Raw genomic sequence first — 14756 nt, 5'->3', positions numbered from 1 at the left:
GTTTTTTTTGTGAATTATCAACCATAATGTTTCTGAGCTTGTTTGAGACAGAGTTGAGTCATGCCTACATTAGATGAAATGACAACCGTAACTGATGATCAGTCAGAATTAACCATGTCAGTTTTAATGACCCCTGATATGGCAAATTTTTCAGGTAATGTTCATGGTGGAACAATTCTTAAGCTGTTAGACCAAGTCGCCTATGCTTGTGCAAGCCGTTATTCGGGTAGCTATGTGGTGACTTTGTCTGTAGATAAAGTGAATTTTAAAGAACCAATTTATGTAGGTGAGTTAGTTACCTTCTTGGCAAGTGTGAACCATGTAGGTCGTACTTCAATGGAAGTTGGTATTCGTGTTGAAGCACAAAATATTCAAAAGCGCACCGTTCGCCATACCAATAGCTGTTATTTCACAATGGTTTCTGTTGATGAGCATGGTAAACCACGCGAAGTTCCTCAATTGAAGCTAGATACCGAGTGGAAACGCTGTCGATTTGAAGCGGCAGAGCATCGTAAGGTGTTGCGCCTACAAGAAAATCATAATCCTTCTTGTAGCATGTATAAGAAAACGTCTTAATAAGATCGAATTAAAAAAAGATCGAACCGCAGCATGGTTCGATCTTTTTTTCATCACTGAAATTTAACGTCCTGTTTCATTTCAGTAAAATTATCTCTGAGCTTGGAGGAGAGTACAGAGATAATAATTATTGAGCAGCAGGAGCGGCTTCAGAAGCTGAACCTACAGCGTCAGATGCAGCATTTGCAGTGTTGGCTTGTTCTTGAGTTGAAACTACAACTTTGTCTTCTGGAGCATGAACCTTGTCATGTTTAGAAGCAGCGAAAGTTGAAGCAGCAGTTAAAGCTAGGGTAGTAGCAAGTAAAGTTTTAGCTAATTTCATTTTATGGCATCCTTAAAATTCATTAAACAATAAATTAAACTTAATCATTCTTACCAATATGAAACCTGTATGGCTGAATGATTAAGCTAGGACACATGCTAAGCCGAGCTTTGGATTGCATCAATTAACTTAACAATCTATTACGGCTATCTTAACAATATGAAATATACGGGCCGTTTATGTGCGTCTACTGTAAAATTACCGCGCTGGTTGAACGTTTAAAATGTGAAAAAATATTTCATGTTGAATAAAAAAAAGTCAGGTTGGTTACGTAAACAAAACACTCTGGTATGAATTATGAATGCCTTAAAATAGAATATTCCGTTTGATAATAAATTATTTAAAGTAAATTTAGATAAGTAATGAGACTTTATTCTCATATTTAATGTTTTTACCCACTTTTTAAAAAGATGACGCCAAAAAGAAAAATCATTTTCATGCCACTTAAACAGTGATATACCTTTCCTAGTTTTTTTGAACCTTGTTGATTTGAGTTGCTTGTGAAACTGATTCCCCAAAAAACTGTTCCTACCCATATTATTTCAGGATTTTTAGGGGCAGGGAAAACCACATTATTACAGCATTTATTAAGTCAGAAACCCAAAGATGAAGTGTGGGTGGTCTTAATGAATGAGTTTGGGCAAATTGGAGTCGACCAACAACTTTTACCGCAAGAACAAGGCTATGCCATAAAAGAATTATTAGGTGGGTGTTTATGTTGTAGTAGCCAACTCCCCATGCATATTGCTTTGGCTCGTTTGCTAAGTGAACAAAAACCAGACCGACTCTTTATTGAACCTACAGGGCTTGGACATCCTTCGCAACTGTTTGATCAGTTAACAGAACCTCATTGGCAAAACAGCTTGGCTATGCGTGCATTAGTCACGGTTGTGGATGGTAGCCGTTTGCATGACACCAATTGGGTTAAGCAAAATCTTTATGAGGATCAGTTGAAAGCTGCCCAGATTGTTGTGGTTTCTCATGCTGATACGATGTCTTTTGAAGATGAACAAGCATTAGACCAATTGAAACAAGAGTATCAACCTTATCAACAACAATGGTTAACGACAGAGCATGGTCAACTCGAACTAGAACAAATTGATGTCGCTGCTTGTTTAACCGCACGCTCTATACAACCTTTACTTAAGCTTCAAAAGCAGATGAGTCAAGCTGAAGTAGCAAAAGAAATTCGTCAATTGCCTTATCACTATGTTGAGTCAGCGCAGGGATATACTGTTGCAGGCTGGAAATTACCTAAGCGTTGGAAATTCGAATTTTATGCTTTGCTCGATTTACTCTGCGCACAGCAAGACTGGCTGCGTATTAAGGGAATTTTTCATACAGATCAGGGGTGGAAGACCTTTAACTTTAATCCTGAACAGTTTAATTATAAGTCTGGTGAAGAAGGCATTGATAACCGTATTGAAATCATTAGCCAACATGAACATGACTGGCTGGCATTTGAAACTGAGTTATTAACTTGCAGAATTGATGAATAGAGAACATTGAAAAGATAGCTCAATGTTCTCAAAAATCTTCATCTATTTTTTAATGTCGAGTACAGCTTTCGCTTGAGCATGGTCAATGTCTTTTTCCCAATGTGCAATGACTACGGTCGCAACACAGTTACCAATTAAGTTGGTACAGGCACGGATAATCCCGATAAACCAATCTACAGACAATAAAAGCACTAAACCAATTGCAGGTAAGCTTGGAATAACTGAAAGTGTCGCCGCAAGAATAACTAAAGCTGACCCTGGAATACCATGCGCACCTTTAGAGGTAATCAGTGAAACCAGCAAAATAGCTAATAAGTCATGTATAGAGAGATCAATATTGCAGGCCTGCGCAATAAAAATCACTCCTAATGTTAAATAAATGGAAAAGCCATCTAAGTTAAAAGAATAACCGGTTGGGATGACTAGACCGACTGTTGAGTCTTTTATGCCTAGGTTTTTAAGCTTTTTCATGACTTGAGGAAGAACTGAGTCGGAAGAGGCAGTACCTAAAACAATGGCAAGTTCATCTTTAAAATAGCCTACAAATTTGAAAATGTTGAGGCCAGTAAGCTTTAGAATTAAACCTAGAACAATGACAACAAATAAAATGCAGGTTGCATAAAAGAGTAAAACTAAATAACCGAGTTGTAGGAGTGAGTTTGATCCAAATTTTGCAGTAGTATAGGCAACTGAACCGAACACCCCAATTGGAGCTAAGCGAATGATTAGCCCCATAATTTTAAAGAAGACTTCAGAGAAAGCTTCAAGTGCCTGACGTACTAGCTCTGCTAAATGTTTAGGAATTAAAAGTAGAGATACGCCAAATAAAATCGCGATGAGTAAAACTTGTAAAATATCGCCGTTGGCAAAAGCGCTAGTAAATGTTTTTGGAATAATATTAAGAAGAAAATCTGAACCTGTATGCATGTCGTGAGCACGTTCGGTATAGGTACTTAAATCTTTAGCATCTAAATGACTAATATGAATATTCATACCGACGCCCGGTTTAAAGACATAAGCAACAATAATTCCCAAAATTAAAGCAATACTTGTGACTACTTCAAAATAGAGAATCGTTTTTGCACCGACTTTGCCCATTTTTTTAATATCGTTTGCACCATAAATTCCCAGTACTACGACACAAAATACAATTGGTGCAATCAACATTTTAATCAGTGAAATAAAACCATCACCAAGGGGTTTTAAAGCTAGAGAGAAGTCATGAAAAGCAAGTCCTACTGCAATACCGAGGAAGAGAGCGCAGAGAACTTGTAGGAATAAACTACGTTTAAGTTTTTGCCACATAAGTCATCAAATCAAAAGAGAGGAATACAAACCCTTTAAAGCAAAAAGCCCGCCAACTTGGAAAGCGCTTGGATGTTTTGGAAGAAGATGCAAATTTAGAGTGAAAGAAGTTTTGTGTTACTGCGTTTTTTCTATAATTTTTTAATTGAAATCGAGTATTCTTAGCGCCAAATTTTTGGACATATTAACCATGGCGCTTAAAGCAACAATTTATAAGGCAGACTTGAATATTGCCAATATGGATGACCATATCTATGGCGATTATCAATTGACGCTTGCATTGCATCCTTCAGAAACTTTAGAACGGTTAATGGTTCGTGTTATGGCATTTGCACGTTTTGCAAGTGACAGTCTTGAATTTACTAAAGACCTTTTTGAAACTGATGAGCCTGCACTTTGGCAAAAAGACTTAACAGGTCAGTTAGAAAATTGGATTGAAGTCGGTTTACCTTCTGAAGATAAAGTGAAAAAAGCCAGTGCTCGTTGTAAAGCTGTAGCAATTGTTGCGTATGGTTCACAGGTCGAAGACTGGTGGAAGAGAAACAGTAAAATTAAAACATTAAGTAATGTCCAAGTTTGGCAAATTGCACCTGAAAGTACAGCAGAGTTAGAACAGCTTTGTGAACGTACGATGCAGTTACAGTTAAACGTTATGGACTCTGAGTGGACTTTACTAGGCGAAAATGGCCAAGCAAATGTAGTGTGGACCCAATTACAGTAAAATTGGAAAGCGCAACAAAATTTACAAAACTAGTTGCTAGACTAAAGATTGAGTCTGGGCTGTGAATTTAAATGAAACGGAAATGTTATGATCACTGAATTAGAAATTATCGATTTAAAAGTAGGCGAAGGTAAGGAAGCGGTTAAAGGTGCCTTAATTACTACTCACTATACAGGTTGGTTAGAAGACGGTACTAAATTCGACTCTTCAATTGACCGCGGAAATTATTTCGAATGTGTCATTGGTACAGGCCGTGTGATTAAAGGTTGGGACCAAGGCATCATGGGAATGAAAGTTGGCGGAAAACGTAAACTTATTGTTCCTGCGTATTTAGCTTATGGGGAACGCAAAATGGGCAAAGTTATTCCGGCGAACTCAAATTTGATTTTTGAAATTGAGTTATTTGACGTAAAAACTCGAGATGAATGAAATCAAAATTTTACCTTTTGATTTTGTTATATAAGCTTTAAATATGAATATATTCGTTATTTATATTTTAGCTTTTTGAATATTTAAGATTATTTTCAGTTTATTTGATTATAAAGGTGAACTGAAAAACTGTTCATTTGGGGCAGTTTAAACTTAAGGGCTAAATAGACGTCGGTTTTAGTTCTTAAGTTTAAATTTCACATAAATAATCTATATTGCTATTGAGACGCTATTTCATGATTACCCGCTTTGCATCTCCTTTGTTGAATCTAACGCTTGGCTTGGCTTTAGCAGGCTTGTCAGGTATGGCATTAGCTGCTCCTCCTAAAATAGATGCTTCAGAACTTACTGTTATTGGCTATCATGAAATTACCGATACTAAGAATGCCTTAATTCCTCAATATGCGGTGACTACGAAACAATTTAGTGAGCATATCGATTGGCTGCAAAAAAACGGTTTCCATTTCATTACTGTAGACCAGTTAATTCGCGCTCATCAGGGTAAAGTTGCACTGCCAAGCAAACCGGTTTTATTAACTGTAGATGATGGTTATCAGACTTTTTATCAAAATGCTTATCCAGTGATTAAGGCTAAGAAAATACCAGTAGTACTTGCTGTTGTTGGTTCATGGTTAGAGCCAAAAGAAAATCAGAAGGTAGATTTTTCTGGTGAAGAAATTCCACGTGATAAAATCTTAAGCTGGCCTGAACTTAAAGAGATGCAAGATAGCGGTTTTGTTGAAATTGCAAGCCATAGCTATCACTTACACCGTGGTATTAATGGTAATCCACAAGGAAACTCTGAACCTGCGGCAACCACACGTTTTTATGATGATAAAACTAAAACATATGAAAACGACAGCCAGTATCAGGCTCGAATCTATAATGATTTGAAAAAGAATAATCAGTTGCTCAAACAACATGGTATACGTTCGCCACGTATTATGGTTTGGCCATACGGTCGCTACAATATGCAAACGGTCCAGATTGCTAAAAAGCTTGGTATGCCAATTACCATCACACTTGATGATGGAGCAGATCATGCTAAACAATCTCTACAGAATATGAGCCGTATTTTGGTAGAAGGCGGAATGAGTACCAATGATTTGGCTCAAGAGATTAAAAACCGTGAATTAAACTTAACGGATAACAATCGCCCGCAAAAAATTATGCATGTTGATCTGGACTATATTTATGATCCAGATCCGAAACAACAAGAGCGTAATTTAGGTAATCTACTCGACCGTATTAATGCGATGGGCGTAAACACGGTTTATTTACAAGCTTTCTCTGATGCAGATGCTAATGGTTCTGCCGATATGGTATACTTCCCAAATCGACATATTCCTATGCGTGCTGATCTATTCAACCGTGTTGCATGGCAAATTCAAACACGTACGCCTGTAAGCCGTATTTATGCGTGGATGCCTTTATTGGCATGGGAACTACCAAAAACTGATCCTGTATCAAAAGATTTGGTTGTAACCCAGCAGGATAAAACGAGTGAGCATCTCAATATGGGATACATTCGCTTAAGTCCTTTTTCACCTGAAGCGCGTCAAACTATCCGTGAAATATATGAAGATTTAGCGAAGTCATCGTCTTTCAATGGAATTTTATTCCATGACGATGTGACTCTGTCTGATTATGAAGATGCAAGCCCAGATGCCTTAAAAGCTTATGCGAAACAAGGTTTACCAACAGACTTGGCAAAAATTCGTGCAAATGACGAAGATTTGCAGAAGTGGACTGCATATAAAACAAGATATTTAGATGATTTTGCGATGGAGCTTGTTGGTGAGGTTCGTCAGTATGAGCCATTCCTGCTTACAGCACGTAATTTATATGCACAAGTGGCTTTAAAACCATATGCGGAAAATTGGTACTCTCAGTCACTTGAAGAGTCATTAAACCGTTATGATTTTACTGCTATTATGGCGATGCCTTATATGGAGCAAGTGAAGAACCAAGATCAATTCTATAAAGATATGGTTGATCGTGTGAAACAGTATCCAAATGGCATTAAGAAAACAGTTTTTGAGCTACAAGCAACGAACTGGCGTAATAACGAAAAGGTACCTTCAACTGAAATGGCTGCGACAATTCACTCTCTCTATGAACAAGGTGCAATGCATGTTGCATATTACCCAGATGACCCAATTAAAGATCATCCGGACGTGAACGTGATGCATAAAGCATTTGCTGAAAAGTCATCTCGTCTTGTGCCGTAGACGAGGCTGAAACATGACAATCTTTGCTGCAATATGGTCGCAGGCTCTAAAGTTCGTTTTTTATTATCCATTGTTTATGTCATATCTATGGATGATTGGTGCGATCATTTTCTATTGGAAAGAACGTAAGGCTCCACCTTACGATCAACCGGCTCCATTAGAAAGCTATCCGAAAGTTGCTGTACTTATTCCTTGCTTTAACGAAGGCGATAATGCAGAGGAAACCATTAGTCACGCTTTAAAATTGGATTACCCTAATTTTGAAGTCATTGCGATTAACGATGGTAGTTCGGATAATACGGGTGAAGTCCTAGATCGTTTAGCTGAACAATACGAAAAACTTCGTGTTGTTCACCTTGCACAAAACCAAGGTAAAGCAATGGGCCTACAGGCTGGTAGCCTCATGACCGATGCCGAGTTTTTAATTGGTATCGATGGGGATGCTTTGCTTGACCCGCATGCAGCAAAATGGATGATTCGTCATTTTCTTCAGAATCCAACAGTTGCAGCCGTAACTGGAAACCCACGTATTCGTACGCGTTCAACTTTGTTAGGACGTATTCAAGTCGGTGAGTTTTCTTCGATTGTGGGAATGATTAAACGTGCTCAGCGTACATTTGGTCGTTTGTTTACGGTGTCTGGTGTAATTACGGCTTTCCGTAAAAGTGCTGTTCACCAAGTCGATTATTGGTCACCAAATATGTTGACCGAAGACATTGATATTACTTGGAAATTGCAACGTGCAGGCTGGGACATTCGTTTTGAACCGAATGCCTTGGTCTGGATTTTAATGCCTGAAACATTAAACGGATTGTGGAAACAGCGTTTACGTTGGGCAATGGGTGGGGCACAGGTATTAATTAAAAATATTGATGTGTTCACCAAACCAAAATTGAATTTTTTATGGCCTTTAATGTTTGAGCTTTGCTTAACTTTAGTCTGGTCATATTTAATGCTGGCAATGGCTTTATTGTGGTTGGTACATTTTATTTTCCCAGTCCCTGCATTGGCCGTTGTGAGTTCCCCATTTTTACCGTATGGTACAGGTATTTTATTGGGGGCAACCTGTCTAATTCAGTTTGCTTTAAGCAAATGGATGGATAGTCGTTATGAACCGAATCTAGGAAAAAACTATTTCTGGATGATTTGGTATCCATTGGTCTTTTGGCTAATCACCATTTCGGCAACCATTGTGGCATTTCCAAAAGTCTTACGACGTGGAGATGAGAAACGAGCACGTTGGGTGAGCCCGGATCGGGGCATTCGTTAGATGAAATGCAAGAGTCATGAGATTTTAAAGATCGTGCTGTATTGATGTCTGGGGAAAACCGCAGCACTTCGTTAGGTAAAAGAGAAATGAAGACAAATTCGTTGATTATTGATTTACGTCGTCAATTACCGTGGCACAAGCGCTATGTTTCTACAACAAGCACAGCCATGATGTGGGGCGGTTGGTTGTTGTTGTGGCGTCCGTTCGTGTTTGTATGGCTATTGGTTGAACTACAAAAAACACATTTGGTACACCGTTTATTTAGTGCCTTTGGTGTGGGAATTGAGCATGGCTTTACAGCACTCATTGCTTGTGCAATTGGTTTGTTGCTATGGAGTCATATTTTGCCTGAACGCCGTGTGGGTGGTGATGAACTTGACATGAAGCAGACAGATGATTATGCACGCTACTTTGATTTACCTAAGCAAGAAATTGAGCAGGGACGTAGCCAAAAAATTACGATAGTTCACCACGATGAATTTGGTAAAATTGTTAGAGTTGAATAAGCCAAATTAATTCAAGAAAGCCCACATCATGTGGGCTTTCTTTTTACATATATGTTTTTAGAGAGTAATAAGTTTTAAATCTTGAAAGCTATGTCTAAGTAGGCTTTATTTACCTTTGAAAACAGGTGGACGCTTTTGCAACATGGCAAAAACACCTTCTTGAACATCTTCTGTGGTCAGCAAAGGCTGTAAATGAGTTTGCAATTGATCAAAAGCAACCTCATAGCCTTCATTAATGGCTTCGCGTGCAGAGGCAAGAGTGGCTTTGACAGCAAGTGGCGCCGCTTGGGAAATATGTTCCGCAAGTTCTATCGCACGGTTAAGCTCCGTCCCTTCAGGGCATATTTCTGTAATCAGATTCATATCAAATGCTGCTTTTGCATCGAAAGAGTCTCCAGTGAGTAAATAACGCATCGCTTTGGCCCAACCAGCAGCTTGAGTAAAGCGAGCAGTCGCGCCGCCAAAAGGTAAGATGCCACGTTGGACTTCCATTTGCGCAAATTGAGTATTTTCACTTGCAATTGCAAGATCTGCATTAAGAAATAGTTCGATACCCGCGGTATAACAGTAGCCCTGTACAGCTACAATTAATGGTTTACTCAGTTTTCGGCCAACTGTACCCCATGGGTTAATTTCTTCATCATTAAAATCGAACACGCCTGTAGCAAGCTTAGGTTGTAACTCAACTAAATCTAAACCCGCCGTAAAATGGTCGCCATGAGCAAAAATAATCGCACAGCGCAGAGCATCATTATTTTCATATTCTGTAAGCGCTAGAGATAAATCTTTAATGAGGTGGCTATCAAAGGCATTGCGTTTTGCTGCCCGATCTAAACCAATTAAAAAAATATGTCCTCGAGTTTCACGGCTGACTTTTCCTTCTTGATTTGACATATTGTCGCGCTCTTTATTTGTGTTTCATTATCTTTTAAACAATCATTTAAAAACGATCAAATACAATTTGTTGATGACTTGGTAAGTGAAAATAAAAGCATGCTGTCAATACTCGTCAAAAGTCAACCTGACGCATAGATGTATCAGGTTGAGCAAGTTTATGCAGAGCGCCTTGAATACATTAATAGCCCTAGACATAACAGGGTTAAACCTAAAACAAGATGTGAGCTAAGTTGTTCATGGTTGAACCATGTTCCCCAAAAGGTGGCTAAAACAGGGGTGATAATTGTAATAAGTAGTACCGTCGTCGGTTGGAGTACCTTAATGAGTTGATAATAAAAAATCATGGCAAGTACAGAAGAAAAGACAGCACTATAGAAGACCGCGAGTGAAATTTTCAGACTTGGAAGTTCAGTTGGAAGATGTGACCAGAAGAAAGGCAACAAGCATGCGTAACCTACCCACGAGACAAGGCTAGAACCCGTCATTTGTATAATGGGGTGAATATGCGCTCCGACAGATTTTACGGCAAAAGTCGACAATACATAAAACAGCATAGCGATTAGCTCTAGCATAATACCAATACTGTTGAGCTGAAAACCTGATGAAGATAGCCCTAATGTAAAACTCATCCCGACAAGCGCAATACCGAGACCAAGCCACTGCCATGATGAAAAACGCTCACGCCCTAATACAAAAGAACTGACAAGCCCAGATACTAACGGAGAGGTGCCGTAAATAATTGAAATAATGGCTGATGGAACTTTATCTGCACCCATGTAGCAAAAAGCCATGGAACCAAATAAACCAATGGCTCCTGCACAGTAGCTTAAAACCGCTTTTTTACTAAAGATCAGTTTTAAACGGAAAAATTTTAGACACAGTAAAGCAATCGGAATAGCGATACTAAAGCGAAGGAATAATCCCCATGCCCAGTGAAGTTCTTGTACTGTCCAGACGGCGGCGAGTGGTGTAAGCGACCAAATAACAATGACCGCAATAAATTGGCCGGCTGTAGCGAGTCGAGTCGGAGATGAAGGTAATGCTACAGCCGGCTGAATCTGCGGGCTGGATGTACTCTGTTGTTCAAATAAAGGCTTCATATAGAGCTCCAGTGATATTTTGTAGGATGAACGGGCATAAAAAAAGCCGCTTTTTATGGCGGCTTTTTAAGAAAAATCAGAGGAAATATTATGTAAGTAACTTCTTGATTTTTTTATTTAAAGCGCCAAATTGTCCGAAATAAGGGCGTCGGCAATTGACCACACAGAGCATCATCTCTGAGGCGTGGAATTGACGCGCTAGACAATAATGGGCTTTAGATAAAAACATGATAAGTATATTAAAAATATAGATGATATTTTTATAACATATAAACAGAAAAGTACAAATGAGATTCAAGCGTGGAATATAGATTTTTTTGAATACGTTAAATTAGTTGTTTGCTTAGCCCCATATTTTTCTCATAATACCTCGTCAAATTGATCTCAATAAGCAGCTGCTCTTATGTCACCTCTAGAAATCTTTGCGGTCTTAATTAGTCTAATTGGAGTCGGATTAACTGTAATTCGAAATATGTGGTGCTGGCTGTTTAATTTCTTTGCCTTTGTTCTATACGCCTATTTGTTTTATGAATTTAAGCTTTATGGTGAAACGATTTTGCAGTTCTTTTTTATGGCTGTAAATTTTTATGGTTTTTACTATTGGCTCAAAGGAAAGCAGCAAGATCACGACATTCGAATTGAACCTATCGCAGTTCAAACCGCTATCATTCAAATGATAATTGCTGCGATAGGTGGCTTACTATTTGGTTTGATACTTAAAAACTTTACCGATGCCGCAGTGCCTATGCTCGACTCGCAGCTTGCCGCATTTAGTTTGCTTGCAACTTATTGGACCAGCCGAAAACATATTGCAACTTGGATACTTTGGGTATTTGTCGACATTATTTATGTGGGTATGTTTATTTATAAAGATCTATTTTTAACTTCAGCCTTATATGCAGCCTTTGTGTTAATGGCAGCTTATGGTTGGTATCAATGGGAAAAGGTTAAAAGAAAGCAGGTTGACCATATAGATCTGAAAAAAACTATTTAATGTATGAGAAAATATTAAAACAATAATCCTCTTTGGAAATTATTTGATGACTCGTACTTTAAAAAAATTTTTATTTTGTTTATTCCTTTTTTCTGGTTATGCAAATGCTCAGGTTAACGCTGTTCCTTTAAAGCAGCTTAGTAAATTACCGGATTCATGTCAGAAAGATGAAGCTGCTGAAAATAATAAATTAGCTATACAGACGGCACAGGTAAAAATACAAAGCTATTCTTGCTTTAAGCCTGATATAGCTGATGCGCTAGGCTATAATGTATTTGCTATCAATTTAGATAAAAATAAAACCTATTATTTTAAAGCGCAAACTCAGGATATATCCTCAATAGCAGGCCAGACTATACATAAAATTGATTCTGAAACCTTTGCAATAGACAATTATCAGGAGCGTGGTGGAAATTTTATTATTTTTTGGGTAGCGGACTGGTCAAATATTTATACACAAGATATTAGTTATTATACGGATGATGAAACTTCCATAGATAGCTTTATTAAAGACAAACTGATTTATTTACAGAAGAAAAAATATTTGAATAATACCAAAACTAAAAAAGTTGGGTCTCCTTTAATCATTATGAAAGACAAACAAAAAGGTTTGATTATTAAGAAGACTAAGGCACAAAACTTTTAAATCATTAATTTATGGATTTTTATGAAAAATTTAACTCATATATTTTTATTTTGTATTGGTTTTTTAGTAGCAACTACCTCTTATGCGCAAGTAAGTATTAAACCTTTATGGCATGGTAAGGTATTAAACAGTTTTGATATTCCTTTAAATAATCTGAAAAAGCCAAAGCAGGTTATTAAAGGTGAAGCTGATGAATGTAATGGTGGTTATTTTCCAGATCAATGGGTATATGAAGATGGAGTGATACTCTCTACGGGATCTTTAGATAAGGTATATGTAAGCCAGCAAAATGGTCTAAAGTATGGTTCTCGATTATTTAATCATTTAACTACCGAGAATGATTTTAAAAAGTTTTTTGGTAAGCAAATAGTTATATCTGAAAATCATACTTACTCTATATTTCCTTGGGAAGGTAGTAATGATGGCTTACACTTTCATTTCCGTAATGGAAAACTAGATTACTATACGCACTCTATTGATGACTGCTAATGATTAACCTTTAAGAATAACCATGATCCTGAATTTAGTCATATATAAACAGCAACAGTTTGATGCGATGGCCCAAAAAATTATGGCCGAACCCACAAAATATATAGATTTTAATTCGGTGTCAGATTTTTATAAGGCTGCATGGTTCAAGGATTTTCCACAAGGCACTCAGGTCTCTGCGACAGGTTTAGATGATGGTGCTGAAGAGTTTTATGCAGTGGTGCAATTTAAACAGCAGTACTTAAAGTTTGATATTAAAGAAAATTATTCAACACTGTGTTTTCAGGATATGAATGGTGAAATTTTTAAGCGTGATTTTTAATTGAAGAAATAAGAGAAAAAAAAGCGACATAACGTCGCTTTTTTTAATAGATAAATTTTGAAATTTTATCTGCTGTTGCGATGACCAGAGCGGCGATATCCTCTTTAAAGGTTTTTTCATCATAAGTGGTAATTGGACAGCTCACCGAAAGGACAGCCACCATTTTTCCATTAGATTGTTTGAAAATAGGAGCACCACAAGCAGCCATATCATGATTGTAATGACCCCAGCTCACCATCGATTTTTGGGTTTTTACATAATTTAGTTTTTGTAAGAGTGCTTTCAAGTTAGTTGGGGTAAGTTCTGAGAAACTATCCCACTCATTGAAATTACGATAGCGTTGTCGTACTTCTGCCTCTGGTAAATCCGACAATAACATTTGACCAATAACGGTAGCATGGGCTGGCCAGCGAGTACCTAAGCTAATATTGCTGGTAAAAGTACCCATTGATTGAACATTATTTACAAAAACAATATGTGTGCCTTCCAAAACAGTCAGATGTACTGCCAGTTTGGTCTGATCACGTAGTTCTTTCATTAAAGGAGTGGATAAGTCGAGTAATGAAAGCTTCGATAAACTGTTAAAACCAAGCTCCATAACTTTTGAGTCAAGTGCATAAGTTTTTTGGGATGCTTTCCTTAAATAGCCACAAGCTTCGAGTGTATAAATAAGACGAAATGCACTAGAACGGTTCACTTCCAAAATTTCGGCAATTTCTGTAATCGTCATTTCTTGTGCTTGTTGATTAAATGCTTGCAAGATGGCTAAACCACGCACAAGCCCTGGTACTAAATATCGATCATCATTTTTTGTCGTTTCTGATTCTTGCAAATCTTCTTCAATCTCTAGGCTCATTTGTGTTGTTTTCCTATAAATAAAAAAGGGTTCGAATTGGGGCATTATGCTTTATTTTAGAACTATTGTAATTATAAAGATCGCATAAAATATTTTTTATATTTAAAACAAAGTTTTCTTTTTAAAACGTAACAAATTATTTAAAATAAATTAATACAATGATTTTTATAACTATTTTTACTTTGACAAAAATTAACCAAGAGTATTATTCTTTGCTTGTGTTTTGAAAATGAAATTAAGTTTTGTATATAAAACAAAATGAGGACGCAAAGTATGAGTTGGATCTCAGTTTGTCAGCAGGGTGACGTTAGCGAAGATGAGCCGAAGGCTATCGAAGTTGAAGGAAAAAAAATTGGCGTATTTTTTGTCGATGAAAATTACTTCGCTATCGAAAATGTTTGCCCTCATGCGTATGCCTTATTAACCGAAGGATTTATCGAAGATCAAACTGTTGAATGTCCATTGCACGAAGCAATTTTTGACATTCAGACAGGTGAGCTAAAAAGTGGGCCCGGGTGTAGAAACCTATGTACGTACCCAGTTCGTGTTGAAGGACAGGATATTCAAATTCAACTCTAGTCCTCACATGTACA

General features: G+C 37.5%; 17 protein-coding genes. 12 read left to right on the top strand and 5 right to left on the bottom strand.

Annotated features, from left to right (window positions below):
* Nucleotides 1-60: 60 nt before the first annotated feature.
* On the top strand, nt 61-576 hold the full coding sequence (locus NE363_RS13815) for an acyl-CoA thioesterase (protein ID WP_004703199.1): 516 nt from the start codon (nt 61-63) through the stop codon (nt 574-576).
* 127 nt (nt 577-703) lie between these two features.
* Here the strand turns inward: NE363_RS13815 and NE363_RS13810 are convergent, their stop codons facing one another.
* The gene (locus NE363_RS13810; RefSeq protein WP_004703197.1) at nt 704-898 is read right to left on the bottom strand and encodes a hypothetical protein; all 195 of its coding nucleotides are present in this window, start codon (nt 896-898) and stop codon (nt 704-706) included.
* Between the two features lie 500 nt (nt 899-1398).
* On the opposite strand from NE363_RS13810, the gene NE363_RS13805 reads away from it, so the two are divergent.
* Nucleotides 1399-2397 carry a CobW family GTP-binding protein gene (locus tag NE363_RS13805; RefSeq protein WP_445535289.1) on the top strand — a complete coding sequence of 333 codons (999 nt, stop codon included), beginning with the start codon at nt 1399-1401 and terminating at the stop codon, nt 2395-2397.
* A 42-nt stretch (nt 2398-2439) separates the two neighbouring features.
* Here NE363_RS13805 and dctA read toward each other — a convergent pair whose 3' ends face one another.
* On the bottom strand, nt 2440-3702 hold the full coding sequence (dctA, locus tag NE363_RS13800; RefSeq protein WP_445535288.1) for a C4-dicarboxylate transporter DctA: 1263 nt from the start codon (nt 3700-3702) through the stop codon (nt 2440-2442).
* Nucleotides 3703-3892: 190 nt separating this feature from the next.
* On the opposite strand from dctA, the gene NE363_RS13795 reads away from it, so the two are divergent.
* From NE363_RS13795 to pgaD, 5 genes are all read left to right on the top strand, one after another.
* Nucleotides 3893-4423, top strand: coding sequence for a YaeQ family protein (locus NE363_RS13795; RefSeq protein WP_039254128.1), 531 nt, complete (start codon nt 3893-3895; stop codon nt 4421-4423).
* Nucleotides 4424-4510: 87 nt separating this feature from the next.
* Nucleotides 4511-4852 (top strand): FKBP-type peptidyl-prolyl cis-trans isomerase, encoded by a 342-nt coding sequence (locus NE363_RS13790; protein ID WP_445535287.1) that lies wholly within the window; start codon nt 4511-4513, stop codon nt 4850-4852.
* Between the two features lie 236 nt (nt 4853-5088).
* Nucleotides 5089-7083 (top strand): poly-beta-1,6-N-acetyl-D-glucosamine N-deacetylase PgaB, encoded by a 1995-nt coding sequence (gene pgaB / locus NE363_RS13785; protein ID WP_077163508.1) that lies wholly within the window; start codon nt 5089-5091, stop codon nt 7081-7083.
* 13 nt (nt 7084-7096) lie between these two features.
* Entirely contained in the window at nt 7097-8353 is a 1257-nt protein-coding gene (gene pgaC, locus NE363_RS13780) for a poly-beta-1,6-N-acetyl-D-glucosamine synthase (RefSeq protein ID WP_004703185.1), read from the top strand.
* A gap of 86 nt (nt 8354-8439) precedes the next feature.
* On the top strand, nt 8440-8859 hold the full coding sequence (gene pgaD / locus NE363_RS13775) for a poly-beta-1,6-N-acetyl-D-glucosamine biosynthesis protein PgaD (RefSeq protein ID WP_445535286.1): 420 nt from the start codon (nt 8440-8442) through the stop codon (nt 8857-8859).
* A 105-nt stretch (nt 8860-8964) separates the two neighbouring features.
* On the opposite strand, the gene NE363_RS13770 is transcribed toward pgaD, so the two are convergent.
* Together NE363_RS13770 and NE363_RS13765 are read right to left on the bottom strand one after the other, a co-directional pair.
* Nucleotides 8965-9753: a crotonase/enoyl-CoA hydratase family protein gene (locus NE363_RS13770; RefSeq protein WP_151684668.1), complete on the bottom strand. Its 789-nt coding sequence runs from the start codon at nt 9751-9753 to the stop codon at nt 8965-8967.
* 158 nt (nt 9754-9911) lie between these two features.
* Nucleotides 9912-10856, bottom strand: coding sequence for a DMT family transporter (locus tag NE363_RS13765; RefSeq protein ID WP_216985514.1), 945 nt, complete (start codon nt 10854-10856; stop codon nt 9912-9914).
* Between the two features lie 403 nt (nt 10857-11259).
* On the opposite strand from NE363_RS13765, the gene pnuC reads away from it, so the two are divergent.
* Genes pnuC through NE363_RS13745 form a run of 4 tightly spaced genes read left to right on the top strand, consistent with a single transcriptional unit; the run spans nt 11260 to nt 13307 of the window.
* Nucleotides 11260-11850: a nicotinamide riboside transporter PnuC gene (gene pnuC, locus NE363_RS13760; RefSeq protein WP_134262887.1), complete on the top strand. Its 591-nt coding sequence runs from the start codon at nt 11260-11262 to the stop codon at nt 11848-11850.
* A gap of 46 nt (nt 11851-11896) precedes the next feature.
* Nucleotides 11897-12496 carry a hypothetical protein gene (locus NE363_RS13755; RefSeq protein WP_445535285.1) on the top strand — a complete coding sequence of 200 codons (600 nt, stop codon included), beginning with the start codon at nt 11897-11899 and terminating at the stop codon, nt 12494-12496.
* A 21-nt stretch (nt 12497-12517) separates the two neighbouring features.
* Nucleotides 12518-12985, top strand: a complete 468-nt coding sequence (locus NE363_RS13750) for a hypothetical protein (RefSeq protein WP_445535284.1) — start codon at nt 12518-12520, stop codon at nt 12983-12985.
* Nucleotides 12986-13007: 22 nt separating this feature from the next.
* On the top strand, nt 13008-13307 hold the full coding sequence (locus tag NE363_RS13745) for a hypothetical protein (protein ID WP_445535283.1): 300 nt from the start codon (nt 13008-13010) through the stop codon (nt 13305-13307).
* A 43-nt stretch (nt 13308-13350) separates the two neighbouring features.
* Here the strand turns inward: NE363_RS13745 and NE363_RS13740 are convergent, their stop codons facing one another.
* Entirely contained in the window at nt 13351-14163 is an 813-nt protein-coding gene (locus NE363_RS13740; protein WP_004703172.1) for an IclR family transcriptional regulator, read from the bottom strand.
* Between the two features lie 273 nt (nt 14164-14436).
* Here NE363_RS13740 and NE363_RS13735 point away from each other — a divergent pair, with 273 nt between their 5' ends.
* The gene (locus NE363_RS13735) at nt 14437-14742 is read left to right on the top strand and encodes a non-heme iron oxygenase ferredoxin subunit (RefSeq protein WP_000118513.1); all 306 of its coding nucleotides are present in this window, start codon (nt 14437-14439) and stop codon (nt 14740-14742) included.
* Nucleotides 14743-14756 lie beyond the last annotated feature (14 nt).

Source organism: Acinetobacter sp. G18 (assembly GCF_052660225.1).
The sequence above is the reverse complement of the archived record's forward strand: the minus strand, read 5'-3'. Positions and strand labels throughout refer to the sequence as shown.